General features: G+C 63.2%; 27 protein-coding genes and 1 pseudogene. 9 read left to right on the top strand and 19 right to left on the bottom strand.

What is annotated here, in order from left to right; genetic code table 11:
* Positions 1-54: 54 nt before the first annotated feature.
* The 9 genes and pseudogenes from AC5P7I_RS04655 to AC5P7I_RS04615 form a co-directional block, all read right to left on the bottom strand.
* The gene (locus AC5P7I_RS04655; protein ID WP_075076583.1) at positions 55-465 is read right to left on the bottom strand and encodes a TetR family transcriptional regulator; all 411 of its coding nucleotides are present in this window, start codon (positions 463-465) and stop codon (positions 55-57) included.
* Positions 462-2,339, bottom strand: coding sequence for a site-specific integrase (locus tag AC5P7I_RS04650; protein WP_075076582.1), 1,878 nt, complete (start codon positions 2,337-2,339; stop codon positions 462-464). The genes AC5P7I_RS04655 and AC5P7I_RS04650 overlap by 4 nt, the downstream gene beginning before the upstream one ends.
* Positions 2,336-4,039: a hypothetical protein gene (locus tag AC5P7I_RS04645; protein WP_075076581.1), complete on the bottom strand. Its 1,704-nt coding sequence runs from the start codon at positions 4,037-4,039 to the stop codon at positions 2,336-2,338. Before AC5P7I_RS04645 ends, AC5P7I_RS04650 begins: the two co-directional genes overlap by 4 nt.
* On the bottom strand, positions 4,036-5,127 hold the full coding sequence (locus tag AC5P7I_RS04640; protein ID WP_197599548.1) for a tyrosine-type recombinase/integrase: 1,092 nt from the start codon (positions 5,125-5,127) through the stop codon (positions 4,036-4,038). The genes AC5P7I_RS04645 and AC5P7I_RS04640 overlap by 4 nt, the downstream gene beginning before the upstream one ends.
* Before the next feature lie 480 nt (positions 5,128-5,607).
* Positions 5,608-6,636 (bottom strand): annotated as a pseudogene (locus AC5P7I_RS04635) (YifB family Mg chelatase-like AAA ATPase); the annotation flags it as partial.
* A gap of 276 nt (positions 6,637-6,912) precedes the next feature.
* Positions 6,913-7,428: a hypothetical protein gene (locus AC5P7I_RS04630; protein WP_262087799.1), complete on the bottom strand. Its 516-nt coding sequence runs from the start codon at positions 7,426-7,428 to the stop codon at positions 6,913-6,915.
* 17 nt (positions 7,429-7,445) lie between these two features.
* Entirely contained in the window at positions 7,446-7,592 is a 147-nt protein-coding gene (locus AC5P7I_RS04625; RefSeq protein ID WP_262087800.1) for a hypothetical protein, read from the bottom strand.
* The gene (locus tag AC5P7I_RS04620) at positions 7,589-8,485 is read right to left on the bottom strand and encodes a hypothetical protein (RefSeq protein ID WP_262087801.1); all 897 of its coding nucleotides are present in this window, start codon (positions 8,483-8,485) and stop codon (positions 7,589-7,591) included. Before AC5P7I_RS04620 ends, AC5P7I_RS04625 begins: the two co-directional genes overlap by 4 nt.
* Positions 8,482-9,537: a radical SAM/SPASM domain-containing protein gene (locus tag AC5P7I_RS04615; RefSeq protein ID WP_262087802.1), complete on the bottom strand. Its 1,056-nt coding sequence runs from the start codon at positions 9,535-9,537 to the stop codon at positions 8,482-8,484. Before AC5P7I_RS04615 ends, AC5P7I_RS04620 begins: the two co-directional genes overlap by 4 nt.
* Before the next feature lie 764 nt (positions 9,538-10,301).
* Here AC5P7I_RS04615 and AC5P7I_RS04610 point away from each other — a divergent pair.
* The 4 genes from AC5P7I_RS04610 to AC5P7I_RS04595 all read left to right on the top strand — a co-directional run bounded on the left by AC5P7I_RS04610 (position 10,302) and on the right by AC5P7I_RS04595 (position 13,086).
* Positions 10,302-10,904, top strand: a complete 603-nt coding sequence (locus AC5P7I_RS04610) for a DUF998 domain-containing protein (protein WP_262087803.1) — start codon at positions 10,302-10,304, stop codon at positions 10,902-10,904.
* Positions 10,905-11,293: 389 nt separating this feature from the next.
* A complete protein-coding gene (locus AC5P7I_RS04605) occupies positions 11,294-11,650 on the top strand; it encodes a CPCC family cysteine-rich protein (protein ID WP_032958808.1) in 357 nt (118 codons plus the stop codon).
* 316 nt (positions 11,651-11,966) lie between these two features.
* Complete coding sequence (locus tag AC5P7I_RS04600) at positions 11,967-12,455, top strand: hypothetical protein (RefSeq protein WP_262087804.1); 489 nt, start codon at positions 11,967-11,969, stop codon at positions 12,453-12,455.
* 184 nt (positions 12,456-12,639) lie between these two features.
* Positions 12,640-13,086 (top strand): DUF4279 domain-containing protein, encoded by a 447-nt coding sequence (locus tag AC5P7I_RS04595; protein WP_100450724.1) that lies wholly within the window; start codon positions 12,640-12,642, stop codon positions 13,084-13,086.
* Here AC5P7I_RS04595 and arr read toward each other — a convergent pair.
* Positions 13,079-13,513, bottom strand: coding sequence for an NAD(+)--rifampin ADP-ribosyltransferase (gene arr, locus AC5P7I_RS04590; RefSeq protein WP_227853772.1), 435 nt, complete (start codon positions 13,511-13,513; stop codon positions 13,079-13,081). The genes AC5P7I_RS04595 and arr overlap by 8 nt on opposite strands.
* 126 nt (positions 13,514-13,639) lie before the next feature.
* Positions 13,640-13,891, bottom strand: coding sequence for a ubiquinone biosynthesis accessory factor UbiK (ubiK, locus tag AC5P7I_RS04585; protein ID WP_262087805.1), 252 nt, complete (start codon positions 13,889-13,891; stop codon positions 13,640-13,642).
* 155 nt (positions 13,892-14,046) lie between these two features.
* Here ubiK and AC5P7I_RS04580 point away from each other — a divergent pair, with 155 nt between their 5' ends.
* Positions 14,047-14,385 (top strand): P-II family nitrogen regulator, encoded by a 339-nt coding sequence (locus AC5P7I_RS04580; RefSeq protein WP_005411374.1) that lies wholly within the window; start codon positions 14,047-14,049, stop codon positions 14,383-14,385.
* 125 nt (positions 14,386-14,510) lie between these two features.
* On the opposite strand, the gene AC5P7I_RS04575 is transcribed toward AC5P7I_RS04580, so the two are convergent.
* Entirely contained in the window at positions 14,511-15,170 is a 660-nt protein-coding gene (locus AC5P7I_RS04575; RefSeq protein WP_032958814.1) for an RIO1 family regulatory kinase/ATPase domain-containing protein, read from the bottom strand.
* Positions 15,171-15,606: 436 nt separating this feature from the next.
* On the opposite strand from AC5P7I_RS04575, the gene AC5P7I_RS04570 reads away from it, so the two are divergent.
* Positions 15,607-16,512, top strand: a complete 906-nt coding sequence (locus AC5P7I_RS04570; protein WP_032954620.1) for an aspartyl/asparaginyl beta-hydroxylase domain-containing protein — start codon at positions 15,607-15,609, stop codon at positions 16,510-16,512.
* Between the two features lie 124 nt (positions 16,513-16,636).
* On the opposite strand, the gene speE is transcribed toward AC5P7I_RS04570, so the two are convergent.
* On the bottom strand, positions 16,637-17,491 hold the full coding sequence (speE, locus tag AC5P7I_RS04565; protein ID WP_008268330.1) for a polyamine aminopropyltransferase: 855 nt from the start codon (positions 17,489-17,491) through the stop codon (positions 16,637-16,639).
* 191 nt (positions 17,492-17,682) lie between these two features.
* On the opposite strand from speE, the gene speA reads away from it, so the two are divergent.
* The gene (gene speA / locus AC5P7I_RS04560) at positions 17,683-19,572 is read left to right on the top strand and encodes an arginine decarboxylase (protein WP_014648708.1); all 1,890 of its coding nucleotides are present in this window, start codon (positions 17,683-17,685) and stop codon (positions 19,570-19,572) included.
* 37 nt (positions 19,573-19,609) lie between these two features.
* Positions 19,610-19,930 (top strand): DUF6122 family protein, encoded by a 321-nt coding sequence (locus tag AC5P7I_RS04555; RefSeq protein WP_014648707.1) that lies wholly within the window; start codon positions 19,610-19,612, stop codon positions 19,928-19,930.
* 163 nt (positions 19,931-20,093) lie between these two features.
* Here the strand turns inward: AC5P7I_RS04555 and AC5P7I_RS04550 are convergent, their stop codons facing one another.
* From AC5P7I_RS04550 to AC5P7I_RS04540, 3 genes are read right to left on the bottom strand one after another with little or no spacing between them, the layout of a single operon-like run.
* Positions 20,094-21,413: a sensor histidine kinase gene (locus tag AC5P7I_RS04550; RefSeq protein WP_014648706.1), complete on the bottom strand. Its 1,320-nt coding sequence runs from the start codon at positions 21,411-21,413 to the stop codon at positions 20,094-20,096.
* Positions 21,410-22,069 (bottom strand): response regulator transcription factor, encoded by a 660-nt coding sequence (locus tag AC5P7I_RS04545; RefSeq protein ID WP_046432919.1) that lies wholly within the window; start codon positions 22,067-22,069, stop codon positions 21,410-21,412. Before AC5P7I_RS04545 ends, AC5P7I_RS04550 begins: the two co-directional genes overlap by 4 nt.
* Positions 22,069-22,359 carry a PepSY domain-containing protein gene (locus AC5P7I_RS04540; RefSeq protein WP_014648704.1) on the bottom strand — a complete coding sequence of 97 codons (291 nt, stop codon included), beginning with the start codon at positions 22,357-22,359 and terminating at the stop codon, positions 22,069-22,071. The genes AC5P7I_RS04545 and AC5P7I_RS04540 overlap by 1 nt, the downstream gene beginning before the upstream one ends.
* A gap of 145 nt (positions 22,360-22,504) precedes the next feature.
* Here AC5P7I_RS04540 and AC5P7I_RS04535 point away from each other — a divergent pair, with 145 nt between their 5' ends.
* A complete protein-coding gene (locus AC5P7I_RS04535) occupies positions 22,505-22,939 on the top strand; it encodes a PepSY domain-containing protein (RefSeq protein ID WP_065178854.1) in 435 nt (144 codons plus the stop codon).
* Between the two features lie 83 nt (positions 22,940-23,022).
* Here the strand turns inward: AC5P7I_RS04535 and AC5P7I_RS04530 are convergent, their stop codons facing one another.
* The 3 genes from AC5P7I_RS04530 to AC5P7I_RS04520 form a co-directional block, all read right to left on the bottom strand.
* Positions 23,023-23,502 (bottom strand): hypothetical protein, encoded by a 480-nt coding sequence (locus AC5P7I_RS04530; protein WP_014038776.1) that lies wholly within the window; start codon positions 23,500-23,502, stop codon positions 23,023-23,025.
* 126 nt (positions 23,503-23,628) lie between these two features.
* Positions 23,629-24,837, bottom strand: a complete 1,209-nt coding sequence (locus AC5P7I_RS04525; protein WP_262087806.1) for an NAD(P)/FAD-dependent oxidoreductase — start codon at positions 24,835-24,837, stop codon at positions 23,629-23,631.
* Positions 24,838-24,850: 13 nt separating this feature from the next.
* Positions 24,851-25,345, bottom strand: coding sequence for a lipocalin family protein (locus AC5P7I_RS04520; protein WP_032958822.1), 495 nt, complete (start codon positions 25,343-25,345; stop codon positions 24,851-24,853).
* Positions 25,346-25,509 lie beyond the last annotated feature (164 nt).

Raw genomic sequence — 25,509 nt, 5'->3', positions numbered from 1 at the left:
GCTGCTGTTTCAATGGGTTGCCGCAACTAACTGTTTCCTGACCCGCAGGAGCGGCTATGTAGCGCCCTTGGGCCTGATATCGACGACCTTCGAATCGCGCTGCTTGGCTTCAAGGACGCGGTTCTCCGCCTGCAGGACCTCATTGATGGACGCCAACCGAGCCAACTGGGATCGAAGCGCCTGATTCTCTGCCCGGAGGGCCCGGTTCCTCTCACGTTCGGCCAGCAACTGCTCATGCTTCACATCCCGCTGCGCCCGGCTCGACCGGCCTTGGGCCTCGCGGATCGCTTCGGCGATGTCTGGATAATGGTTGTGGATCAAAGCGGGGGTGACGCCAGCCTCATGCGCCACGGAGGTTATGCTGAGCTTCTTAGCTTCTGTTCGTGCTCGCCCCCTTTGAATTCGCGAGACTGCAAGCTCAAGTTCCTTGCGCCTGGCATCGCCGGGCTTTCGTTTCGTAGTCATTGGGCGTGAGCATCCGGATCGTGTCCCAGGGAAAGCAATACGTTGCGACAGCGCTCAAGGTCGCGAAGTACACGCAATCGCCCACCTTGTCCAATGTCTTCGCACTTGGCGACATCCTTGAGATCGCTATAGAGACGCTGGTAGAGATGAGCATGAACGCTACCAATGACCGCATTGTCGCAACCACTGCAGCGCGTCTTCTCGAAAGTGTTTCCAATACACCGATTGTCGTCTGCAGTACACCATGCGTGCCCGTTGCTACGGATTGCATGGCTCTCCGCCACTGACCGAACCATTGTTGCCCGATCCTTGAAAAGAACGATGTTCTCGTTCTGGCTCCGCCAGAAGGTGAGTCTGCCCCCATAGCCGCCGGCTAGTGGTTCAGCAGGACTCAACCATTGGTCGGCAACCCCTTGCTTGATCGCAGCTAGCTCTTCCAGGATCTCCCCATACAACTCAATCTCCTGCGACTCATTGAGTGCATACGCATCATTGGTCATGTCCTGCGACCAGTGCTTGAAATGCTCGCGCAAATACCGCAGGTCACCGAAACGGCTGCGTGCAGCGTAGTTGGCAAACTTCCGACGGAACTGATGCGTACTAAGAACCCAGTTCAGACCGATACCCCGTGCGAAAGACGTGAGAGCGATGTTCCACGCGCTGTCGGTCAGTATCCGTACCCGGCCCGATCGATCTTTGTCAGCGCCGATGAACACCGCGCCGACATGTCGTTGTGCCTCGGCAATTTCGGGATCAAGTGGATTCGCCTCAGTCATCCGTTGGATTTCTAACACCAACTCTTCCTGTAGCGGTATCGCCCACCGGTCCATGACCGCTAGTGCCTGCACCGCAGCCGTTGGTATCATCCATTCGGTGTCGCCGACTGCGGTCTTATCGCTCCGCCCCCGCATCCACCAATAGACCTCACCTTCTTCGCCTCGCGTGCTGTAGCAGGCCGAGGACCGGAGATGCGCCAACTCATGGTTCCGACACCCAGAGAGGCTGGCGACCACAATGTAGCAAGCCGTGCGAAGCCTATTCAGCTCTACTCCGAAGCTTCGAACGCCTCTATCCCAGCCTAGCAATTTGAGCTGACGGTTCTTGGCTCGATTGGCACCAGAGCTGGATAAGGCTACTGAGGTATCCGGAAATCCCTCAAGAGTGTCACGTAGGTCAAGTAGGGCAGAACCTCTCTGAACAAGCGACCATGCCTCATGAAACAATGCACTGAAGACATCGTCAGGAATTAGTGGTGTTTTGCTTCGCTTACTCGAACCGGTGAGCCCTGCGAGATGCTTGGCCGAGCTTTCTGGCCACGGGTGCGAGGGCATCGGGTCGTTCGTAAGCAAGCTCATCTCGTACAGAACTTCGACGGCAGAGAACCGCCCTCCCAAGGCCTCCGCAGACAGAGGCTTGCCGTCACCCTTGCGAACTATACGCTCTGCCTTGCAGGCGGCGACATACGTAGCGCATACCATTGGACTGACATCGCAGAGCGCCTCTACCTTGATCGACACAAGATAGCGGAAGAACTGCACGGACTGATCGAACACTCCCACAAGCGTGGTGGCCGCGGCCTTACCGGACCCCTCTCGACCACGAAAATGGTACAGGTACATCAGCTCCTTGGCTGCGGCACGAAACTCCTCGGGCACCCTTGAGAAGTCAATCCTTGCATGGCCCTTCGCCACGTTGGGCGGGGCACCATTCAGCAACCAGGTGCCATCCCCATACAAGCTTCTGGTGACCAAGGTGCCATTGACCTTGGCCGAGCTAATGACAAGGCGATCTCGCTCATTCGCGTTCAGTGAAACGGAACTGAAGGTCTGAGATGGAACATCTGAGTCCACCTGGTGCAACGCTGTTGCGTTCATGCAGTCTCTTCCAATGGCTGGCGGAAATCGTCAAGTGACGCAATAGAATCAAACCTCCAGAAGGCGTGAGGGTCGTGGCGAGCACGCTCACGAGCTGCATCGACGTCCGCCGGCTTGAAGACCTTCCTCTGTAACCCCGTCGCGATGACATCACGCTCTATAAGTCGAGGAATGTGGGCATAGTGTCTCTCCCAAATGCGGGCATCCATTCGATCCCGCTCACGGAGAACTCGCCAGTAGAAGCTGAAGAGTCGATAGAGATCCTCACCAGTCACCACATAGTTGCGGCAGCGCAGGCAGTCGAGAAAGGAAAAGCACACGGCGCCGTCGGCTGTCGTGGAGGAATACGTGGTATTGCTTGGATCGGTGCAGCGGCCGGTTGGCGTCCGCTCAGTCGCCCCGATCGTTCGGCTGAGAAGTTCTTGGGTAAGCACCTCGCCCATGAACTGCCAGTTGCGACTGGACCGTTCTCCCGGCCTCATGTAGTTGCGTCCGGCTACCCTCGGTGTGCTGCCAAGTGCGACAGCAGTGCTGCCTAGGTCACCATCAAGCAACTCGAAGATGCGATTGGCGAACGTCTTCCGCAGGCGGGAGACGTTTATCCTCAGTGGCTTTCCATCCGCGCCGACTAGCTCCGCATCAGCGACGAGGGTCTGAATCGCGTTGGAGACCGTGGAGTCGTTCAGCGCAGTGACATACCCACTTCTGCCTCGCTGGCGGCTGCGATAGAGCCAGATCCTACCGGCATGATGTGCTTCTGCTTCGGCCTGCAGGGGCTTGGAAAGTTCTATCACTCGCCGGATCAGGCGAACGATAGGCACCTTGACGCCCGGCATTGACTCAATCGTGCGATCGTCTTGTCCATCTGCACGAAGTGCTACTTTGCTGGAGTTGTAGCCCCTTCTCTTCCAGAGGACGAGGAACTCTGTGTTCTCTTTGGGGTGGGGGCGTAGGCAATCAGCACCCATTTCAAGAAGAGGAGTGGTGTTGCGTCCAGTGTGGAGTGCAATGATCAGAAGTGCGTATGACAGCAGTTCACTAGTAACACTTACGTCCTCCCGGAAGATCGGCATCACTGCCGTCTTAACTGCCGCGGCGAACGCTTGGCGCTCTTTTCGCAGTAGTGGCGTCTCGCCCTTGACCTGTCTAGCACTGTTCGGAAAGGGGTTCGCCGGAAAGGTTCGCTCAGTCCCTGCATCGAATAAATGGATAAGCCCGCGGCGACCAAGCGCTTGGATCACCGCCTTCGTTTTGTCGTATCGCATCTTCTGCGCTGAGCGGGTGGCACCTGAATCCGCAAGATGTCGGAGGTAGCCATCTATCACGTCGCGATCTATGTCGGCTAGGGTCAAGGCGCGCCGGAGAGCGGCTGCGCGCAGAGCCAGGTAGGGAAGAAAGGTGTCTAGCCCAGAGCGTGCATAGCCGGCGATCGTGCTTACCTCTAACTCTGCGTCCTGCTTGCACAGGAAGCGCTCTATTTGACGCTGACAGGCGCTGGTGATTTCGTCTATTCCCACCGCGTAGTGTCTGGCGAAGTCGTAGGTCCGCGCACCGACGGCATTAAAACCGAAGTTCACCAGCGTCGCCGCAGGCGGCTTCCTGTCATCATCGCCCGATTTCAGGAGACCACCTTCGTGGTGCTGTGCTATCCGAGGCTGATGAAGATCAGTCCTGATGTGGACCTTGCGCTTTCCTGTCATGAGAGCGTATCAACCAGGTCATTCAGCTCTTCGTCGTAAGCAAGGACGGCATCATCGACCAGGGAGTTGACAAGGTGAAGGTAGATCATGGTTGTCTCGATGGAGACATGCCCAAGCTGGCGCTGAACAAACACGAGCGGCTCTACCGCTTGTGCTGCTCTGTCCCTCTGAAGAGCTAAAAGCATATGAGTGGCGTAGGTGTGCCGCAACATGTGCGGATGCGTTCGGAACCCTGCCTTCAGCCCGTTCTTCCGTACGATGACTTCGATGTGCTTTCCATGATTCGCATAAGGTCTACCATCCTGCGTCAGGAAGAGTGTGGGATGGGCCTTATCGCTCAGGGACGCTAGTTCGCCGCGGACAAGGACGCTGTAGCGATAGAGATCGCTCATAAGACGCCTCGAAATCCAAATATCTCGAGGCTTGCCGCCCTTGGTCATCATGCCCTCTCCGTCGGAGGGATCGAGGGCCACCATGACGTTCCTCGCACTACCGTGCCTGGCGTCTGGGTTGAAGACATAGGCTAGCGGGAACGTAGCGATCTCCTCACGACGCAAGCCGGTCTGGAGTCCCAGCCGGGTCATCATCCTGTGATGCGGATTCTCAGTGCATGCGAGTAGTGCGTGAGCCTGTTCTCGGGTCAGGAATTTGGGCAACTGCCTGTGGTTTCGAGGCATCACATCGCGAACCTTAATTGTGTTCCCAGACTTATCGGTGTGCGCCAAGAAGCCTGCGTTCTCGCGACGGACAGTGCGATCTTCGATACCAAACGGAAGTCGGTCAATCCAGGTCTGCTTCTGGGAGTACTCGTAGAAGTCGCAAACGTAGTGCAGCCGCTGGCGAACCGTACGTCGGGCAAGCTTCACTTGCTCCAGGCAATAGTCCCGATAAGCGGCAACAAGCGATTTCTCCTCGCCACGGTCTACATCAGCCCAATGCAGGTCATGAGCCTCGAGGAAGCCAAAGTAGTCATAGAGCGCTCGACCTGTGCTTGGCCAGGACCCTCGTGAACCAATCACTCCGCGTAGAAGATAGTGTCGGAGGAATTGATTTACCTCCACGGCTGACTCCATCGAGTCATAGAGCACGATGGGGAAGCCTGGGTAAGGCTGCCCGCGAATCGTGAAGTCGGAGGTGGCCCATATTAGGTGCACGAGCGAGTTCCCGGTTGGCTCCGAGTGCGCTCAGTGTTTGCTGAGGCGCCATCAGGTAGCTGATTTGCTTATTCTTGATATGACTTTTCACTTAGGCATCCCCCGCGGTCGGCGTGGCCACCTTCCCGGCGAGCCGGATGAGTGAAGGCCGGCACTTCGGGATGCGCAAGTACGATCGTGGAAATTGGTGCGCGGCCCTCGAGCAGAACCTCAAGTGTTGCCATAGGTTTCACCTAACGCACCAAGCTCCACTGCCGTTCCCCGTGCTGTGCCTGAGCAGGCCCAAGATCAATCAAGACCACACCATTTCGGCTGCTAGTCAGGGATCCGGCAGGGGACACCCTGCACATCGTTGATAGTTCTAACCCAATGATCTCAGTGTACTGAACTTCTAACGATCGCACAGACCCGGATCATCGCCGCCACCAGCTGGAATCGCGCTGGATACTGCACGCTGCGTGCCGCGCGGGCGATGCGGATGTGGCCGGATTCCAGCGGCTCTCGCAGGGTCTCCAACGCACTGCGGTTCCACTCCGGAAGCTCATCCAGGAACAGCACGCCGTGATGGGCCAGCGAGATTTCGCCAGGGCAGGGCGGGTTGCCGCCGCCCACCAGCGCCGCCGCGCTCGCACTGTGGTGCGGCGCCCGGAAGGGACGCTGCCGCCAACGGCTTGGGTCCAGCCCTTCACCGCTCACGGAGGCAATCGCGGCCAGCTGCAACGCCTCGGCTTCCTCGGTGTCCGGCAACAGGCTGGGCAGGCGCGAAGCCAAGAGCGTCTTGCCGCAGCCAGGGCTGCCGATCAGCAACAGATGGTGCCCACCGGCGGCCGCCACTTCCAACGCGCGCCGTGCATGCGCCTGCCCCCGCACGTCGGCCAGATCGGGCAGGGGCAACGGTGTCGTGTCCACGCGCTCCACGGGCGGCAGCAGGCGCGGATTGCCCAGACCGGCACAGCACTCCAGTAGCGTGCGCGCCACGCGCACATCCGCGTGCTCGGCCAGCGCCGCCTCGGCGGCATTGCCGGGCGGCACCACCAGGATGCGGCCGGCATCAGCCGCCGCGATCGCCGCCGGCAGCGCTCCGGCCACCGGCCGCAGCTCGCCAGTCAGCCCCAGCTCGCCCAGGAACTCATACTGCAGCAGCGACTGCGGATCGACCTGGCCACTGGCTGCCAGAATGCCCAGCGCGATGGCCAGGTCGTAGCGCCCACCTTCCTTGGGCAGGTCGGCAGGCGCGAGGTTGAGCGTGATGCGCCGCTGCGGAAAGTCGAAGCGTGCACAGAGCAGCGCGGCACGCACGCGCTCGCGGGATTCGCGCACGCTGGTCTCGGCCAGGCCGACAATCTGGGTGGCGGGCAGGCCGCCAGAGAGGTGCACTTCCACCCGCACCAGCGGGGCATCGACCCCGGCGCGGGCACGGCTGTGGACCAGCGCCAGGCTCATGTGTGGATTCCTGCAGAGGGACGCTTGATGGTGCTGCAGGTGTGTTGTGGCGAACCATCGGGAATTGTGGGTGAAGCGGCTAGGGGGATTCCCAATGGGGTCTTTGACGGTGTCCTTCCGGCTGGCGATCTGGGTCCATCCCGAGGCTGCGGGAACTGCATTTGCTCGAGCTGTCGGTGGAAAGTGATAGAGTGCCGGAAGGCGGATGAGGGGATGAGTATCCATCCCCTCGCCCTGGTACGATAGCCACGTAGTCAGATGACGATGATGCAACGCCTAGCGGTCGCTTGCGGTAACCCCACACCGCTTCAGCTCATCGTATGTCGACCGATCCAGCACCAGGTTGAACCCGGCGGTTGTCGGCACCAGCACACGCGTGGCGCCAGAAGATATTGCAAAAGTCTTCCGCCCGCTTGGATCCTGGAACCAGCCTGCATTGATTCCTTGCGAGCTCATGCCGTTGGTGCGTTTGCGCAAGGAAGCACCAATCTGGTCGGTTGCCTGGATATCAATCAGTGAGCCACGTTGGAGATGAGCGCTCCAGAAGCCTGCATGCAGGTTGACACCACTTCTGTCGACCACCACCTTCGAGCGCACGGCCAGCATGACCGTCGAGGCTGACATCGCCAAGCCGATAGCGCAAAGGACGGCAATTCCGAATGCCTTCTTCCTGGGTTCCAGGCCGCCGTAGAATGCCAAGCCTACTGCGCAGATAAAGAGGAAAGCGGCGGGAACAAGTTCCTGAAAGAGCACGCCGCGGGTGAACAATGAGATGGGAATCGTACATTGCATCGGTTCGGATCTCCTAGCTAACGCCCCACTGACTTTTCGGTATGGAGCAGCGTTGCTTCAACCAGATCAGGCAATTCTCCGTCGTCGTAGTCGAGCAGATGCTGTTCCTTCATCGCGGCAAAGAACGCACTAAGTTCGGCTCTGGCCAAGTCGTCCTTGGTCAATTCGTATATCCCTGCCGAACCAGTAAGCCGCGCCAAGCGGCCGCGACCTCGAGGTTCTGCCGGGCTCCCGGATCCGTGCGTTGCAGGAGCTCGCCGTACGGGCGAGCCGTCCTGCTCTCCTCGTTATCCTCGCCGCCACCGTTGACCAACACGCTGGATACGATGGCCGCAAGCGTGAACGCCACAACAGCTGAATGGACACCCACGGCGGCGACGACGGCAGCGACGACCACGGCGAAAGCGCCGAGAACCTCGGGCGTGCTGCTGCTGTCACTGAGAGAGGCCAGCGCAGCAGTGTCCAATGGCGTGGCGCCGCCTCCCGAGGTGGCCAGCAACGTCCTGTAGGTCTTCAGATCCAGCTTGGCGCCTGGTGTCAGTTCCAGCTCGTTTGCAATCGAATCCCTATTCCGCTGAATGATCTGACCGACCCTCTGTGTCAGTGCATCAGTGGACACAGGGGAGAACGTCCCGGCTGCCTGAAGATAGGAAACTACTGCGCGATAGTCCCTATCTTGGACCGCTTGCTTGACTTCAGATTGAGACATCGCGACCAACAGCGCCACGTTGACATCACTCTTCACCAGCTCTGAGCCATCCATTCCTCGAGTCTTCAGGAACGCAGAAGGATCTCGGTTGAAGTCGGCACTGGCCGTGCGATCCAGAAGCAGATCTTCAATGAGCGCGCTGAATCGAGCGTACTCAAGCCAACCCTCAGCTGGAACTCCAGCCCGCGAAATGGGCAGCAAAAGCCGGGCCGCTCCGTGGGACCCACCTGTCAGGCTCCCGGGTTTTCCATAGAGCCGCTTGCCGGCGCTGGACACAGTTGCTCCGGCTGTAGCGGGTGCCACTGTCGCGGCAACGAGGGCGGACTGGATGAAACGACGACGCTTCATTGCAATGCCTCCTTGGCAGGTTCGCTTGTGGTGAGTTTCAGGCCGGCCGCATCAACGGCTTTGGCCAGGAAGAAGCGGGTCATCACTGAGGACATGAATTTCCTGTGCCCTTCCCGCAGACATGCGCGCACGTTCTCGTTCTTGTGGAGGATCACGCAGGCCTGGCAGATATGTACAACATCCTTCAGAAGATTCCCTACGGTGTCGCCGGGAAGAAGCTGCTCGACAATCCGGTACGGACCGTCCACATGAATCCAGTACTTGAGAAAATCGCCTGTCTGTCGCCGATAGATCTCCGAGGCCGACGCGTGCTGGACGTTGCCAAGCTTCATTTCGGGAATGTGCTCCAGTGCCAGACCACAGCATGCAGAGACCTCTCCATAGGGCGTAACAACGATGTTGTCGAAGATCTGATCGCATCCTTTGCGCAGCGCTTGCTTCGCGACTGTGCCGACGCGTACGTCACTGTTTTCCTGGAATGGCATCCATGAGTTGGACTGAATGACGATCCTCCTGTCCCGAACCAGCGCTTGAACCTCCTTCTGCTCCACCACCGCGCGGAAGTGTGGGTTCCCCTCAACATCTGCTTCGATAGTGATCAGGCAGAACAGTCCATGCTCGGCGGCGGCAACGGCGCGATGCATGATGCTCTTGGCTGAAACCCACTCCTGGTGGTCCTTGCCCGTGCTCAGATTCAGCTCTCTAAGCCCAGCACGTGCCAGTTCGGCGATCATTCTGCGTGCGCCTGCGAGCGTCTTTCCCCACGAACCGTTACTGACGATTCTGGTGGAGAGGCCCTCCTGGGTTGCATGCGCGATGGCGGCCGTCAGATCCGCTTTGAGCATCGTAGCCTCGCCGCCGCTGAACACAGCCATGAGCAGGGATGGAAAGCTCCGTTTGGCGTCAGATATGGCCTGCGTCATCGCCTCAAGAGATAGGCGGCCTTTGACTCGTGGGCTGGACTCGAAGCAGCATTGGCGACACTCAGCGGTGCAGCCATAGGTCGTGATCATCGTGATGGTGCGGGGAGAAAGATGCTGATCGAGTAACACGTCATAGCCTCCTTTTCGGACAGAAAGTACGCAGTTCAAGGGAGTGCAGAAGCATTGGTTCGTCTCTACTACGGTCGACTACTTCAGCACCGTCAGCGCGGCGTTCTGCACGATCCAGGTGCCTGTTCCATAGAGGGGTGCAGGAGAGGGGGACAGGTCTGACCGGCCTACGGATCGGATGGCTTGATCGGGAAAGGCTTGACCGTTCGCGCTGGACGGGGCGTGGCTCGAAGACTAGACAAAGCCGGCGGGCATGAGGCCCCCACGCCGCGCCCGCCATAGCCGCCTGGCAAGCGCAAACTTACGTCTAGCAATCCGGTTTTTGAGTTCCAACCACCGATGCACGGTGGCCCAGTAACGATTACCTGCTGTTATGCGGAATGCCAAGGGGTAGGGGTCAATGCCGCCAAAACCCAAGACGTTCTCGGTATTGGCGCATCGCACTGGAAGAGGCGAGAGCCTTGGCATGCCTGGCGGAACGGCACTTCTGGAACGGATTCGTCAGAACGTTTAGTCAGAGATGTAAGGCGCGGCAAATGCGACAGCACTCGCCCATCGGGCATGCGTGATCGCTCATGCAACCGAACCGCTGCGACACCCGCTGGATGGTTTAAATGACTTCTTGCCTATTGAACCTACCGAGTGCCGCGCGCAATCTGACTACTGTTGTAGTCACTCACGATCGTCCTGCCCGCAGTAGGAAGGTTCTGCAGCGTTCGTCTGGATTCCACCCACTGGCGCAGGCCAAACAAGGACCACTGTACGTGTCACGCCGCAGCCGACTGCTTCTCTGCGCGGGTCTGCTCCCGCTTCCGTGGTTCCTGTTCTGGACCAGCGTTGCTGCCCTGTTCGCGCCGGGCTACAACCCGCTTGCGCAGCACGCCAGCGAGCTGCTGCAGGCGCCCACGCTTGCAAGCATCTGCGGCAGGATCGCCGCCCTCGGCTCCGGCGTGGGCTTCGTGGCGTTTGCCATCGGGATATGGCGGGAGTCCGGCCGGCGGATTGCCGTAGGTGCAGTCTGCTGGTTGGTCTTTGGCATTTCCATGCTGAGCAACGGGCTCTGGCCCATGGGCCATCCGATGCACGGCTTCTACACCATCGGTATCGCAAACATCATTGCACCGGCGATGTCGCACATCGAATTGAGCGCATGGTCTGCCAACCGAAGGGCTTATGCTGTGACCGCGTTGGTGAGCATCGCGAGCATCGTCTATCTCTGGTTGAACGTGGTGGGCGTGGACCCGGAGGGCTACCGGGGGCTGACACAGCGCGTGTTCTCGTCGATCAACTCGCTGTGGCCGTTCCTGGTTGGGCTGTACCTGCTGCGCAGGGATTCAAGCGCGCTGAAGGCGCAGGCTGCGCATTGATGGGGGCGCGCGACAGGAACATAGAGGGCCGAACAAGGACTTCTCGATTCTCCGGCCCCAGCTCAAGGTGATCTTCTCGGGATTCATGCCAGTGTGCTCGCTGTTCAAGCCGTGGGTGCTCTTCAACCATCTGTTCCTTGATGCTGGCACCACGGGTGGCAAGAGGGGGAAGGTCGTGCGCGCCTTCTGCTATAAGTAGCGCAACCGCGCCCAGTGAAGGCTCTTGCGATTGATGCCCGCTCTTGGCTGAATGCAAACGTGCCGGCGCCAGACAACGCGACCCGGAATGCTAGAGGCCGCTCTCGATCCGAAGCGGACGTTCGTCCCCTTCAGCCCTACGCGACACCTGCCAGTCCAGTGATTCGTCTACCTGAGGTTCTTGGTTCTCAATGATCGATCTGCCTTGTCCATCGTGTGGCTTCCTGACCCTGGAAGACGTCTACGGGTCCCATGCCATATGTCCGATCTGCAACTGGGAGGATGACGGAGTGCAACTTGCCAACCCCACATCCACCGGCGGAGCCAACGGCGAGTCTCTGGCGCAAGCGCAGCAGAATGCTCTTTCCAGTTTCCCCCTTGGCGTCGAGGTCGCAAGCGGCTTTCGCCGCGGATCTGGCTGGCGCCCTTTGTCCAGCACGGAGATCGGGCACTACGAAGCTCTAAGGGGCGGCAATCACTGGCACAGCAAGAGTGTCTCGTACGAGAAGGAGGCTTACTGGTCGATGCTGGGCGTTCTTTCGATCTGAAGCACTTCGCGGCTCAACTCATGGCGTTCGCGAATGTCCACCACTGGCCGAGAGCGGACATTGGCTCGCGCAGGGTATTTCCTGTGGATCACTGACCAGCCAGCGACCCGTAGCGGACATGGCCCAGGTGTCTTGAACGTGGATTTGGCGGGGCTTCTGATCCTATGCCTGGATCTGGCCATGCGCCGGCTTGATGGCCGAACCCAGCCGCCCTAGGATCGCGCTGTATCAGGGGAAAGTACGCCACATGGTGCTTTGTGGGCAGGTCGTATGACCGGACCCAAGTGTCCATCCATCCACCAGGGAGTCAGGTCCCATGAGAAACATGGCAGTGCTCCTACTCGTGCTTGCGCTTGCCAGTCCAGCTGCAGTCGCAGCGGATAGCCCTTCGGCACAGGCCGTGCTCAATCGCGTTGCCAACGAAGGGGGGCGCAAGGTGCTTTGGGACCTGTGGCAGCACGAGCGGGAGTTTGGGCAGGTCACCGCTGGCATCGAGTCAGGCGATCCTGCATGGCTTGAGGTTGCGGCTGCGCTAAAGCCGTTTTCAGATGCGGGCGCCTCGCTATCCATCAATTACGCGGTAGCCCGTGCATTGCCCAAAGCGCCTGAGCGGGTCTTGGCATTGACCACCCAGGGATTCAAGCTCGAGGACATCTGCACATCGCCGTTCATCGAGCCAGATCCGGGAGTCGCGGAGGCGTATGAACGACGTACGCTTGCGGCACTTTCACGACTGAAGGGCACATCGGTTGCGTCCGTTGCGGCAGAATGCGCGGCGCAGGTCCGCCTTCCGGATGGGGCTTGATGATTTTTACGGCTGGGCTTTTTGGACATGTTCAAGTAGGGACCGGCCAGCTCTCCGTTTGAGCCCAAGCCGATTCCCCCGGTTCGGCCTATTCTGAAGCTGCTGTCGTTCGGTTCCGGCCGGAATCTGACATCAACGAGGCCTACGCACTGGAATACGTTCCGAAAAGGACAACTGAATTCCGATGGCAGCATTCGATCATTCCCTGGTGACCCTCCGATTCTTCGGCGACGACCTCCTGCCCGAAGAAGTCAGTGCCTTGCTCGGAGCGACTCCAACCGCATCGCATCACAAGGGGCAGGAACTCAGAGGCAACCAATCAGGCACCGTGCGTATCGCCAGGACTGGAAGCTGGCAACTTGATGCGGCGCGTCGTGAGCCTGAAGATCTGGAAGCGCAGATCTTCGAGATCCTCGATCAACTCACCGGCGATCTCGCCGTATGGCAGGCTCTGGCACGCTTCCGACCTGATCTGTTCTGTGGCCTTTTCATGGGCAGCAGCAATGATGGTGTCTCGCTTTCGCCTCGCGCGCTGCTCGCCTTGGGTGAGCGCGGCATTGAGCTCGGGCTGGACATCTATGAAGCCGATGAAGAAGTGCGCAACGCCCAGCGCCAGCAGGCCATCAGTTGATGATCTCCCCACTCCCCGAAGCAACAAACGCCTTCAACTGCCGAACGAACTCCGCGTCATAGGCTTCCCACTCCACAATCTCCCCAACCACCCGCAACGGCTGCGCACTCCGATACGACCGCGTCGGGTTCCCGGGAAACTTCTTGTTGGTCACGTTCGGGTCGTCTTCAAACGGCCCGGTCGGCTCCACCACATACACGCGCGGCCGCCCTTCACCCCGGGCCATCTCCGCAGCCAGCCCGGCGCCCTTGGCAATGGTGGTGAAGTAGATGTGGTTCATCACCACGCTGTCGCGATAGTTGGAGCGGAAGCCTGCGCTCAGCAACTCGCCCACCGCCAGGTCAGCGCGGGTGCCGTGATAGAACGGCCCAGCCACCTGGTCGCAGGTGTCATGCGAAACGGGTGTCCATTCGGTGTCCTGTGCCATTGCTGCTGCCCCTCTCTGTGCTGCCGGATCGACAGGCCGGCGAGTCTAGGGCGCCCGGTGGGTCTTGCTGCAAGGCCCCATCCGGGAAATAATCTGTAAACGGGAGGCGCAGTGCGCCTCCTTTTCTCATTCTGCGCCGCCGCGCCCTTCCAGCTCGCGCACGGCGGTTTCCAGCGCGTCCAGCTTCTGGCGGGTCTTCAGCAGCACGGCGCGCTGCACTTCGAACTCCTCGCGGGTGACCAGGTCGAGCTTGGCCAGGCCGGCCTGCAGCGCGCTCTTGAAGGTGGCCTGCAGTTCCTCGCGCGATTCGCGCAGGCCCGGCGGCACCAGGTCGCTGAGGCGACGGGCGAGGTCATCGATTTGATTCAGGTCGATCATGGGGTGCTCCGTGGGGGTGGGCCCGTGCATCCGGCGCGGGCAGGCCATTCGGGCACAAGGATACTGCTGGCACCCACTGCCCGGACAGGCGGCAGCGGCTTCGCACGGGCCGCGTTCAGGCGCTATCCTCCACGCCGGAAGACAGGAGATAGACGATGAAGATGGTCATGGCGGTGATCAAGCCGTTCAAGCTCGACGACGTGCGCGAAGCGCTGGCCGAGCGTGGGGTTACCGGCATCACGGTGACGGAAGTGAAGGGCTTTGGTCGCCAGAAGGGCCACACCGAGCTGTACCGTGGCGCGGAGTATGTGGTCGATTTCCTGCCGAAGGTGAAGCTGGAAGTGGCGGTGACCGATGACCAGGTGGAGGCGGTGGTTGAGGCCATCGTGAAGGCCGCCGGCACCGGCAAGATTGGTGACGGCAAGGTGTTCGTGTACGACCTGGGCAGCGTGGTGCGTATCCGTACCGGCGAGTTGGACGCGGACGCGTTGTAACCCGCTCGGCGGGATGTTGTAGAGCCGAGCCCATGCTCGGCTGCATTTCGCGCGATGCAGGAACAGCAGCCGAGCGCGCGCTCGGCTCTACAAAGAGCGGTAAAGCGGTCGAGCGAGCTCGACCCCTACCGGCGCTTGGCCCACTTGTAGAACCGCTTCCAGCCCTGGCGCACGGCGGCGACCCAGCCCGGGTCGGCCACCAGTGCGGCCTGCGCGGCACTCGGCGCCTGGCCGGTCACGCGCTGCCGGATCTTCAGCAGGTTCTTCATGTCGCTGCGGCGCATCTGCCGGCTCAGCGGGCCGCGGCGCAGCCAGCGGGGTACGCGCCAGGCGGAGGTGAAATCCAGTAGCACCGGCACGCCGCCACTGACCACCACGTTGGTGCCATGCAGGTCGTTGTGGGTAATGCCGGCGGCATGCAGGCGGCTGAGCGCGTGTTGCAGCTGCTCGAACACGTCATTGCCGACGGCCTGCGCGGTGCTCAGGGTCTGGCCGGGGATGAACTCCATGCCCAGCGCCAGGCCGCCCAGGGTGCCGAGCAGCGCGGGGGCATGCTTCCAGCCGCCGAGGCGCTGCAGCATGCGTGCTTCACGGCGCACCATCAGCCGCGCGATCAGCGAAACGGGGGTGCCGCGGTAGCGGGAGTAGTCCTTGATGACTGCCTCGCGCCCGTCCAGGCAGGTGCGGTAGACATCGGGGGCCAGGAAGCGCTCGCCGCGCTTGAGCAGCAGCGGGGAGGCGGCATCATTGCCGCAGGAGGAGGGGGGAAGAGCAGGAAGATGCATGTCGGGGTCTCGGACGACCCGGTGGGTGGCGCAAAGCGTCAAGCGAACCGGTGTTACAGGGAGTTACTAAGTTTTCGTTAATTTTAGTACTCGCCAGTTCGCTATTCCACGATTTGTCGGAGAAATGTCGGGGTCGTGGCTGGAACAGTTCGTCACGCAGAATCGGACAATTCCGTCTCACTTATAAGGATTGCCCCGCTGGATCAATGAGTTGGGCGCGCTTCCAGCCCATTCATCGGCGGCGCGCTGAACGCCACGCACGTCCAGCTTGACCCCGGCGCACGCCCTGCCGACCATAAGCTGTTAACCCGCGACATCGGCGGCCGCCCCCCTCCGGCACGTCCCCGTCCCCTGCCGCGTTCCGAACCGGTGCTGGCCGCCTGGCCGTGCATCGCCCCGTTTCCCGTTCCGGCCGCGGCTGGAGGAAAGTGCTTTGATCATCAAAATCGTCATTGCAGCGCTGTTCGTGGCCTGCGTGCTGTACATCCACTTCCGTGGCAAGGTCCGCGCGCGCTGGTCGCGCCAGCTGCTGGACCACTCCAGTTTCATGGCCCCGATCAACGTGGTCATGTACATGTTCTCGAAGGTGCCGACCACGCCGTTCCTGGACCCGGGCAAGGAGTTCCCGCAGCTGGAGCCGCTGCGCCAGAACTGGCAGATGATCCGCGACGAGGCGCTGGCGCTGCGCGACGCGCAGAAGATCGCTGCCTCCAGCACGTTCAACGATGCCGGCTTCAATTCGTTCTTCCGTCGTGGCTGGAAGCGCTTCTACCTGAAGTGGTACGGCCCGTCGCACCCGTCGGCGAAGACGCTGTGCCCGAAGACCACGGCGCTGATCGAGTCGATCCCGGACGTGCGTGCGGCGATGTTCGCGCAGCTGCCACCGGGCAGTGAGCTGCGCCCGCACCGCGACCCGTTCGCTGGCTCGCTGCGCCTGCACCTGGGCCTGAGCACGCCCAACGACGATGCCTGCTACATCGAAGTGGACGGCATCAAGAAGAGCTGGCGCGACGGCGAGTGGATGATGTTCGACGAGACCTACATCCACCATGCGCACAACGAGACGCAGCAGGACCGGGTGATCCTGTTCTGCGACATCGCCCGCCCGCTGCGCTTCGGCCTGCCGGGCCTGTTCAACCGCGCGGTGGCGGCCACGCTGCTGGCCGGTGGTGCATCGCCGAACCTGCCGGGTGACCCGACCGGTGGCGTCAACAAGGCGTTCGGCAGTGTCTACAAGGTGCGCCTGAAGGCCAAGGCGCTGCGCGAGCGCAGCGTGGTGGCCTACCAGCTGATCAAGTGGGGCCTGGTGGTGGCGGTGATCGCCGGTATCTGGGCGCTTTGACTGTAGAGCCGAGCCCATGCTCGGCTGGGTTTACCGCAACCTGTCCGAAGAGCAGCCGAGCGTGGGCTCGGCTCTACAGAAAGCAGAAAACCCGCGCTGTCGCCAGCGCGGGTTTTTGTTTGGATCAACCCTTCAGTGCCGCCTGCACGAACGGCGGGGTCACCAGCACGCCGGTGTGCAGCGCGGCGGTGTAGTACAGGGTGTTGAAGGTCTTGGCGGCCGAGTCGGCCTGGCGGAAGTCGAAGCTGCTGTCGCCCTTGCGCGCCATGGTCACGCTCCACCAGCCGGTGGGGTAGCACGGCTGCGGGAACGGCAGGGTCTTGAACGAACCGAAGCCGGCCTTGCCCATCTCGGTGCGCATTTCGTTGATCAGGTCCAGCTGCATCAGCGGCGATTCGGACTGCTGCACCAGGATGCCGTCGTCCTTCAGGGCCTTGAAGCAGCTCTCGTAGAAGGCCTTGTTGAACAGGCCTTCGCCGGGGCCGACCGGGTCGGTCGAATCGACGATCACCACGTCCACGCTGCCGGCCGGGCAGTTGGCCATGTAGGCCACGCCGTCGTCGAACAGCAGCTCGGCGCGGGCGTCGTCGTTGGAGTCGCACAGTTCCGGGAAGTGCTTGCGCGCCATCACGGTGACCTGCTCGTCGATGTCGCACTGGGTCACGCTCTCCACGCCCTTGTGCTTGAGCACTTCGCGCAGGGTGCCGCAGTCGCCGCCACCGATGATCACCACGCGCTTGGGCGCAGCGTGGGTGAACAGCACCGGGTGGCTGATCATCTCGTGGTAGAAGAAGTTGTCCTTGCTGGTCAGCATGATGGCCCCGTCGATGGTCATCAGGTTGCCCCAGTCGGTGGTCTGGAAGATCTCGATCTTCTGGAACGGCGACTGCACCTCGTCCAGCTTGCCGGTGATGCGGTAGCCGATGGCCGAGCCGGTGCGCTCGAAGTGTTCGATGTACCAGTTGTTGCTGTCAGTCATTGGAAAACAGTCCTGTTCGGAGGGGTGGAGCCGGGCTGGCGGGCGGGGCCGCGTGGCACAGATGCCACATCCGGACGGATCGGCCCGTTCAGGTTGGAACCTGTCACGGGCGCGGGCGCGCATGATAACGAACCTGTGGGCATATAGGCGTTATCATGCCCCCCCTTTTATTGCCAACAAGGCCGACTGAAATGACCGATTGGTCCCTCGACCAAGCCCGCAAGACCTACTCGATCCCGCATTGGGCGGACGGTTACTTCGACGTGGATCAGGCCGGGCACATGGTGGTGAGACCGACCGGGGCGGACGGCCCGGTGGTATCGCTGCCCAAGGTGGTGGACGCTGCGCGCGCGGCCGGTGCCAAGCTGCCGCTGCTGGTGCGCTTCCCGGACATCCTCGGCCAGCGCCTGGGCAAGCTGCAGGCGGCCTTCGCCCAGGCCCAGCAGGACTGGGAGTACAGCGGCGGTTACACCGCCGTGTACCCGATCAAGGTCAACCAGACCCGCGGCGTGGCCGGCACCCTGGCCAGCCACCACGGCGAAGGCTTCGGCCTGGAAGCGGGCAGCAAGCCCGAGCTGATGGCCGTGCTGGCGCTGTCCCGCCCGGGTGGCCTGATCGTCTGCAACGGCTACAAGGACCGCGAGTACATCCGCCTGGCCCTGATCGGCCGCAAGCTGGGCCTGCAGACCTTCATCGTCATCGAGAAGCCGTCCGAGCTGAAGCTGGTGCTGGAAGAGTCCAAGGCGCTGGACGTGAAGCCGGGCCTGGGCGTGCGCATGCGCCTGGCCTCGCTGGGCGCCGGCAAGTGGCAGAACAGCGGTGGCGACAAGGCCAAGTTCGGCCTGTCGCCGCGCCAGCTGCTGGACCTGTGGAAGTCGCTGCGTGACACCGAGTACGCCGACTGCCTGAACCTGCTGCACTTCCACATGGGCTCGCAGATCTCCAACGTGCGCGACATCGCCAACGGCATGCGCGAAGCCACCCGCTACTTCGTGGAGCTGTCGCGCCTGGGCGCGAAGATCACCCACGTCGACGTGGGGGGTGGCCTGGGCGTGGATTACGAAGGCACCCGTTCGCGCAGCTTCTGCTCGATCAACTACGGCCTGCATTCCTACGCCAGCAACATCGTGCAGCCGCTGGCCAATGCCTGCGAAGAGTTCGGCCTGACCCCGCCGCGCATCGTCACCGAGTGCGGCCGCGCAATGACCGCGCACCACGCGGTGCTGATCGCCAACGTCTCGGAAGTGGAAGAGGCACAGGAAGGCCGCGTGCCGGACCAGCACGACGACGAGCCGGCAGCGATCCGCCACCTGCGCGAGATCCACGACGAGCTGGACGTGCGCCCGGCGGTGGAACTGTTCCAGGAAGCGCAGCATTTCCATGCCGAAGGCCTGGCCAGCTACGCGCTGGGCCAGATCGATCTGCCGCAGCGTGCGCGCATCGACGACCTGTTCTACGCCATCGCCCACGGCGTGCGCGCGCGCCTGAGCTACGACGAGAAGAGCCATCGCCCGGTGCTGGACGAACTGAACGAGCGCCTGGTCGACAAGTACTTCGTCAACTTCAGCGTGTTCGAATCGATCCCGGACGTGTGGGCGATCGACCAGGTGTTCCCGATCGTGCCGATCGAGCGCCTGGATGAAACCCCGGACCGCCGCGGCATCATCGCCGACATGACCTGCGACTCGGACGGCATGGTGGAAACCTATGTCGAGAACGAGAGCCTGGACAGCTCGCTGCCGCTGCACAAGATGAGGCCGGGCGAGAGCTATCGCATCGGCTTCTTCATGGTCGGCGCCTACCAGGAAATCCTGGGCGACATCCACAACCTGTTCGGCGATACCGACGCGGTGGAAGTGCTGGCCGATGCCGATGGCTACGCCATCACCCAGCAGCGCCGCGGCGACACCACCGACGTGATGCTGGATTACGTGGGTTACCGCCTGGACGAACTGCGTGCGACCTATGCGCAGCGCGTGGCTGCGGCGCAGCTGTCGCCGGAACGCGCGCAGGAACTGTCGGACGCGCTGGAAGCCGGCCTGACCGGTTACACCTACCTGTCCGACGAGCCGCTGGTGTGATGGACGGCACCGGGCCCGCCCGGTGCCACCGTTGCCGATGAGCGCGCGCGCGATCTTCCACCTGTTCCTGCATGCCGCCGTGCCAGCGTTGCTGGCATGGCTGTTCTGGCGCAAGCGCTTTGCCTCGGCGTGGCTGCTGATGCTGCTGGGCTGGATCATCGACCTGGACCATCTGCTGGCCGACCCGATCTATGCACCGAACCGCTGCAGCATCGGGTTCCACCCGCTGCACACCGCACCGGCCATCGCAGTCTATGCCGGGCTGTGCGTGCCGAAGAAAACGCGGTTGTTCGGCATCGGTTTGATCATCCACATATTGCTGGACGCGATTGATTGCTGGTGGATGCATCACCGTTGATGCTTGGTGCGTGTCGACCAAGGTCGACACCTACCGGGTGCACGGCGACCGGTCGGATTGGCGCTCGGTAGAGCCGGCCGCTGGCCGGCTTCCGCTGGGTGTGCCCGGTGATCACGTGGCTGCCGGCCAGCGGCCGGCACTACCCACCGTTGGGTTGGCCGCGTCACGCCACCGGCAACCACAACGTCGCACGAAGGCCCGGCTGCGCATTCTCCAGCTGCAACCGCCCGCCATAGCTGGCAGCGATATCGCCCACGATCGCCAGGCCCAACCCGCTGCTGCCTTCGCGCTCGTCCAGCCGCACACCACGCTGGGTGACCCGTTCCAGCGCGTCTGCGGCCAGGCCGGGGCCATCGTCGCGCACTTCGACGCGTAGCTGCCCTTCGCTGGTTTCCGCTTCGACAGTGACCTGCTGTTGCGCCCAGCGCCCGGCGTTGTCCAGCAGGTTGCCCAGCATCTCCTCCAGATCCGCACTGGCGCCGGCGAACTGCAGCGCCGGATCGATGCCTGCCGCCGTGAACGCAATGCCACGTTCGCCATGCACGCGTGCCATCAGCCGGCACATCGCCTGTGCGACGGCCGCCACGTCGGTGCGCTGGCGATGGTCGGCAGCCAGTCCTGCAGCCAGGTAACGGTCAACACTGGCCTGCATGCGCGCACTCTGCTCGCGCACGGTGGCACGCCAATGCGTGCCGTCGCTGTCAGCTTCGGTGGCCAATACGCTCAGTGGAGTCTTCAGCGCGTGCGCCAGATCCTGTGCACTGGTGCGCGCGCGCGCGACCATGCGTTGCTGGTGGTCCAGCAGCGCGTTGAGTTCCTCACCCAGTGGTGCGACTTCCGCGCCCAGTCCCTGTGTGTCGATGCGCTGCGCATCGCCGCGACGTACCCGTTCCAGCTGCGCACCGAGGCGATGCAGCGGGCGCAGGCCGAAGTGCACCTGGCTGGCCAGCACCGCCAGCCACGCCGCGACCAGCACGCCCAGTGCGATGGCGGTGCGCTTGCGGAACGCGGCAACATCGGCATCCAGCGCGCTGCGGTCGGTGGCGACCACGGCCACGAACGGTTCGCTGGCGCGTGGCAGGCGCACCTGCTGCACGCGTGCACGCAGGAATTGTTGCAGCGGCCCGGGCAGATTGCGCGTGGCCGGCCCGGCGGCCTTCGCCGGCAGGGTTTCATCCCACAGCGAGCGCGACTGCAGCAGCACGCGGCCATCGGCACCGGCGATCTGCCAATAGGCACCGGAAAACACGCGCTGGAAGCGCGCATCATTGGGTTCCTGGCGCAGGCGCAACTGCCCGTCCGGGTCCACTTCGGCCTGTGACAGCAGGGTCAGCATGTCCTGCTGCAGTTCGTGGTCGAGGCGGTCGCGCGCGCTGCGCTTGAACAGCTCGCCCAGCAGCGCGCTGGCCAGCAGCGAGACCAGCAGCAGCCCGACGCCGCCGGCCAGCAGCAGGCGCCGCCGCAGCGACGGTTGCCGGTTCATGGCTCGGCCAGCCGCCAGCCCTGGCCGCGCACGGTCTGGATCAGGTCGATGCCGAGCTTGCGGCGCACGCGTCCGAGCAGCACGTCCAGTGCGTTGGAGTCCGGGTCGTGGCCGCCGTCGAACACCTGTTCGCCCAACCGGTCGCGGCTGATCACCTGTCCGCTGTGGTGGATGAAGTAGCTGAGGAGGCGGAATTCCTGCGGACTCAGTGGCAGCGCCTGTCCATCCAGCTCGAAGCGGCCGGCATTGACGTCCAGCTGCAGCGGGCCGCAGTGCAGGCGCGGGCTGGCGTGGCCATGGCTGCGACGGATCAGGGCGCGCAGGCGCAGCACCAGTTCGTCGGCCTGGAACGGTTTGGTCAGGTAATCGTCGGCGCCGGCATCGAAGCCGGCCAGCTTGTCGTGCCAGCGCCCGCGCGCGGTCAGCACCAGCACCGGAAACCCCCGGCCGTTGCCGCGCCAGCGCTCGATCACGCTCAGTCCATCCAGCCCGGGCAGGCCGAGGTCGACGATGGCGGCCTGCAGGTCTTCGATCTGGCCGATTTCTTCGGCCTGGCGACCGTCGGCGACCACCGCCACCACATAGCCGGCCTGTTCCAGCAGGGGCACCAGGCGCTGTGCCAGTGCGGCATCGTCTTCGGCCAACAGGATGCGCATCAGTCGTCGAGCTCCGTCTTCAGCAGCTTTCCGCTGCGCGCATCATAGTCCAGCTCCACCACCACGCCGTCGCCGCGCAGGATCTCCACTTCGTAGACGCCGTCGTCCAGCTCCACTTCCAGCAGCTGGCCGGGGTAGCGCTTGAGCGCATCGCGCACCACGCTCTCCAGCGGCATGTAGCGGCCCTGCTGCACGGCGCGACGCGCGACCTGCTGCGCCGGGTCCTGCAGGGGCGCGGCGGCGGTCGGGGCGTTGGCCAGGGCCAGCAGCAGGGGCAGGGTGGCGAGCATGCGGGTAAGGAAAGAGAGAGGGGTACAGGTGCGAGTGTGGCGGGGATGACTAACAGCCGGCTAACAGCCACGGCTAAGGCGCTGTTAACCGGGCCATGCATCGTGGCGTTGCCGGGATGGTCCGGCCACGAACAGGAGAACCCCCATGTTGAAGTCGCTCACCCTCGCCACTGTTGCCCTGCTTGCCGTCGCGCCGGCCGTACAGGCCGCGCCGCTGGGCATGGCCCAGGTTGAACAGACCCTGCGCAAGGCCGGCTACACCCAGATCCACGAGATCGAACGCGATGATGGCCTGTGGGAGGCTGACGTGAGCCGCGCCGATGGCCGCTTCAGCGAGGTCTACGTGGACCCGAAGACCGGCGAGATCTTCGATGAGCACAGCGGCCGCGCGCTGCTGACTACCGAGCAGGTGCTGGCACGGGCGCAGTCGCATGGCCTGCGCGAGATCCATTCGCTGGAACGCGATGGTGCGACCTGGTCGCTGGAAGCCCGCAATGCCCGCAACCAGAAGGTAGAGGTGCGCCTGAGCGGCTATGACGGCCGCATCCTGCACAGCGAGCGCGATGGCTGGCTGGATTGACGTTGGCCTCTGTAGAGCCGAGCCCATGCTCGGCTTTGCGGCCAACCGTAGCCGAGCATGGGCTCGGCTCTACAGGGGCTGGCTTACCAGCCGTACGGCGGCGGGTAATCCCAGCCCGGCCCGCGGCCGTAGTAGCCGCCATACGGGCCGAAGAAGCCCGGGCCCTTGCCCTCACTCACGTGGATGTTGAGGTTGACCCCATGGGTCTTGCCTTCATCGGTGGTGTAGTTCTTGCTCAGGTTCAGCGTGGCCGCGTTGTAGTGGCTGTTGCCGCCGTTCTTCGAATAGCCGATGCCGGTGGTGAAGCTGCCGGACACCTTGACCTTGTCGTCGGTCACGTCGGCGATCTTCGCATCGTCGTGCACGCGCGGGCCGCTCTTGTCACCGTAATAGGTGCCGGGCGGGTCCTGCTGCAGGGCCGGGTCGTTGAGGTAGCGCATCGGCGCCTGCGGCAGGGTCAAGTCCAGGCCGGCAGCCTGCGGCGCAGTGGCGCCAGCGGCGGACTGGGCCAGCACGGTTCCCGGCAGGGCCAGGCACAGCAGCAGGGTCAGGGGGCGGATCATGACGGCGCTCCAGCGGACAGGTGGCCGCGCAACTCGCGGCGGTACAGGCCGACGCTAGCAGGGGTTGCTTGAATGATGCCTGTCGGCGCCCGCTTGCGGTAGAGCCAGGTCATGCCTGGCTGCACGCTACAACCGTTCGAACCCGAACAGCCTTTCCAGCGCATGCCTGCGGCGCTCGATCCGGGCCCGCAGCAGCTGGGCGCCGATCATCGAATAAGTGATGCCGTTGCCGCCGTAGGCCATGGCGAAATGGACCCGCGGCCCCCACTGCGCGTGCGGGCCGAAGAAGGGCAGGCCGTCGGCGGTTTCGGCGAAGGTGCCGGCCCAGGAAAAGGCGGGTATCGGATCCAGTCGCGGGAACCAGTGCCGCAGCTGCTTCATCAGCTTGCCGGCCTTGCCATCAACGCGCCGGTCGCGCCGGGCGGGGATATCGATGGCGTCGTCCAGCCCACCCACCAGCAGGCGGCGGTCGCCGGTGGCGCGCAGGTACAGGTACGGGCGGGCGCTTTCCCACACCATCGTGTTGCGCAGCCTGCCGAGCACGTCCGCTTCGATGGGATCGGTGATGAAGGCATAGCTGCTGCGGTTGCGCGCAACCCGCTGTTCCAGCCACGTCTGGTTGGCATAGCCCATGGCCAGGACCACGTGGCGGGCACGGACCGAGGCGCCGGCCTCGGTCATCGCGGTTACGCCCTGCGCGCCAGGCTTGAGCGTGTGCAGCACGGTGCGGTCGTGCACATGGCCGCCGCGGCGGCGCACTCGTTTGAGCAGGCCGTAGGTGAGACAGTAGGGATCGACCCGCGCCGCCTGGCGGGTCAGCAGGGCGCCGCCGGCATCCACGTCGAAACGCTCGCGAAGCGCTTCGCGGTCCAGCCAGCGGGCATCCAGGCCGATGCTGCGCCGCGCCTCACCTTCGGCCATCAGGCGCGGCACGTCGCGATGGCGGCTGGCCAGGTACAGGCTGTCCATGCGCTGGAAATCCACGTCCTTCAACCCGCGTGCCACTTCGCCCAGTGCCGGGATTGCCTCCGCGCAGGCCCGGTACGCCCGTGCTGCGGCGTCTTGCCCGTAGCGTTCGGCCAGTTCGAGCAGATGGGTATCGATCTCGTACTGCAGCAGCGCGGTGCTGGCCGCCGTGCTGCCCCAGCCGATGTCACGCTGCTCGATCACGGCCACGTCATGGCCATGGTGGGACAGCTCGTCGGCAATCAGCGCGCCGGTGATGCCGCCACCGACCACCAGCACATCGCAGCGCAGATCCTTCTCCAGCGGGGGGAACGCCTGGATCAGTCCGTTGCGTACGGCCCACCACGGGTAACCGCTTTTCAGGTCCATGCGTGCGTGGGGCTCAGGCTGTGGGTTTGCCGGTATGTGGCGTCTGGATCAGTTCGGACAGATCGAAGCCCTGCAGGCGGGCCGCCGCCAGATAATGGTCCTGCACGGTCGCGTCCAGGCGCGGCTCGCGCGCCAGCAGCCACAGGTACTTGCGATCCGGGCTGCCGACCAGCGACACGCTGTAGTCCGGGGCGATCTGGATCACCCAGTAGTCGCCCTTGGCGAACGGCAGCCAGCGCAGGCCCTTGGGCAGGAAGCTGACCTCCAGCCGCGCGCTGTCGTTGTCGACAGCGCAGGCCTCGCCGGTGGCCTCTTCGATCTCGCCGTCCATGCGGCAGCGGTTGGTGACGCCGACGTTGCCGTTGTCGAGCAGGGTGTAGTGCGCCGATACGTCGGTGCAGCCTTCCGGCTCGTGGCGCATCGGCAGGCGTGCGATCTCGTACCAGGTGCCCAGGTAGCGCGGCAGCTTGAGGTCGGCGACGGTTTTCAGCGGCGGGTGCTCGGTCATCGGCGGTCGTGGCAGGGGTGGGCCTCCACGATGCCGATGGCCTTGCCATGGGCGGGTGAAGCCGGGGCGATGGCCGTGTCCAGAACGTTCCGTCGCCCCGGCGGAGCGCCCGTTGTCACCGGCCTGGGGGTATCCTGCCGCCAGCGCCGTGTTTTCCTGATCCA

The organism is Stenotrophomonas sp. YJH_SMC_138 (genome assembly GCF_059369855.1).
The sequence above is the reverse complement of the archived record's forward strand: the minus strand, read 5'-3'. Positions and strand labels throughout refer to the sequence as shown.

Bases quoted from the DNA above. Each gene is read 5' to 3' on its own strand.
- AC5P7I_RS04655 (WP_075076583.1), bottom strand. From the start codon at position 465: ATGACTACGAAACGAAAGCCCGGCGATGCCAGGCGCAAGGAACTTGAG.
- AC5P7I_RS04650 (WP_075076582.1), bottom strand. From the start codon at position 2,339: ATGAACGCAACAGCGTTGCACCAGGTGGACTCAGATGTTCCATCTCAG.
- AC5P7I_RS04645 (WP_075076581.1), bottom strand. From the start codon at position 4,039: ATGACAGGAAAGCGCAAGGTCCACATCAGGACTGATCTTCATCAGCCT.
- AC5P7I_RS04630 (WP_262087799.1), bottom strand. From the start codon at position 7,428: ATGCAATGTACGATTCCCATCTCATTGTTCACCCGCGGCGTGCTCTTT.
- AC5P7I_RS04620 (WP_262087801.1), bottom strand. From the start codon at position 8,485: ATGAAGCGTCGTCGTTTCATCCAGTCCGCCCTCGTTGCCGCGACAGTG.
- AC5P7I_RS04605 (WP_032958808.1), top strand. From the start codon at position 11,294: ATGATCGATCTGCCTTGTCCATCGTGTGGCTTCCTGACCCTGGAAGAC.
- AC5P7I_RS04600 (WP_262087804.1), top strand. From the start codon at position 11,967: ATGAGAAACATGGCAGTGCTCCTACTCGTGCTTGCGCTTGCCAGTCCA.
- AC5P7I_RS04595 (WP_100450724.1), top strand. From the start codon at position 12,640: ATGGCAGCATTCGATCATTCCCTGGTGACCCTCCGATTCTTCGGCGAC.
- arr (WP_227853772.1), bottom strand. From the start codon at position 13,513: ATGGCACAGGACACCGAATGGACACCCGTTTCGCATGACACCTGCGAC.
- ubiK (WP_262087805.1), bottom strand. From the start codon at position 13,891: ATGATCGACCTGAATCAAATCGATGACCTCGCCCGTCGCCTCAGCGAC.
- AC5P7I_RS04580 (WP_005411374.1), top strand. From the start codon at position 14,047: ATGAAGATGGTCATGGCGGTGATCAAGCCGTTCAAGCTCGACGACGTG.
- AC5P7I_RS04575 (WP_032958814.1), bottom strand. From the start codon at position 15,170: ATGCATCTTCCTGCTCTTCCCCCCTCCTCCTGCGGCAATGATGCCGCC.
- speE (WP_008268330.1), bottom strand. From the start codon at position 17,491: ATGACTGACAGCAACAACTGGTACATCGAACACTTCGAGCGCACCGGC.
- speA (WP_014648708.1), top strand. From the start codon at position 17,683: ATGACCGATTGGTCCCTCGACCAAGCCCGCAAGACCTACTCGATCCCG.
- AC5P7I_RS04555 (WP_014648707.1), top strand. From the start codon at position 19,610: ATGAGCGCGCGCGCGATCTTCCACCTGTTCCTGCATGCCGCCGTGCCA.
- AC5P7I_RS04550 (WP_014648706.1), bottom strand. From the start codon at position 21,413: ATGAACCGGCAACCGTCGCTGCGGCGGCGCCTGCTGCTGGCCGGCGGC.
- AC5P7I_RS04545 (WP_046432919.1), bottom strand. From the start codon at position 22,069: ATGCGCATCCTGTTGGCCGAAGACGATGCCGCACTGGCACAGCGCCTG.
- AC5P7I_RS04540 (WP_014648704.1), bottom strand. From the start codon at position 22,359: ATGCTCGCCACCCTGCCCCTGCTGCTGGCCCTGGCCAACGCCCCGACC.
- AC5P7I_RS04535 (WP_065178854.1), top strand. From the start codon at position 22,505: ATGTTGAAGTCGCTCACCCTCGCCACTGTTGCCCTGCTTGCCGTCGCG.
- AC5P7I_RS04530 (WP_014038776.1), bottom strand. From the start codon at position 23,502: ATGATCCGCCCCCTGACCCTGCTGCTGTGCCTGGCCCTGCCGGGAACC.
- AC5P7I_RS04525 (WP_262087806.1), bottom strand. From the start codon at position 24,837: ATGGACCTGAAAAGCGGTTACCCGTGGTGGGCCGTACGCAACGGACTG.
- AC5P7I_RS04520 (WP_032958822.1), bottom strand. From the start codon at position 25,345: ATGACCGAGCACCCGCCGCTGAAAACCGTCGCCGACCTCAAGCTGCCG.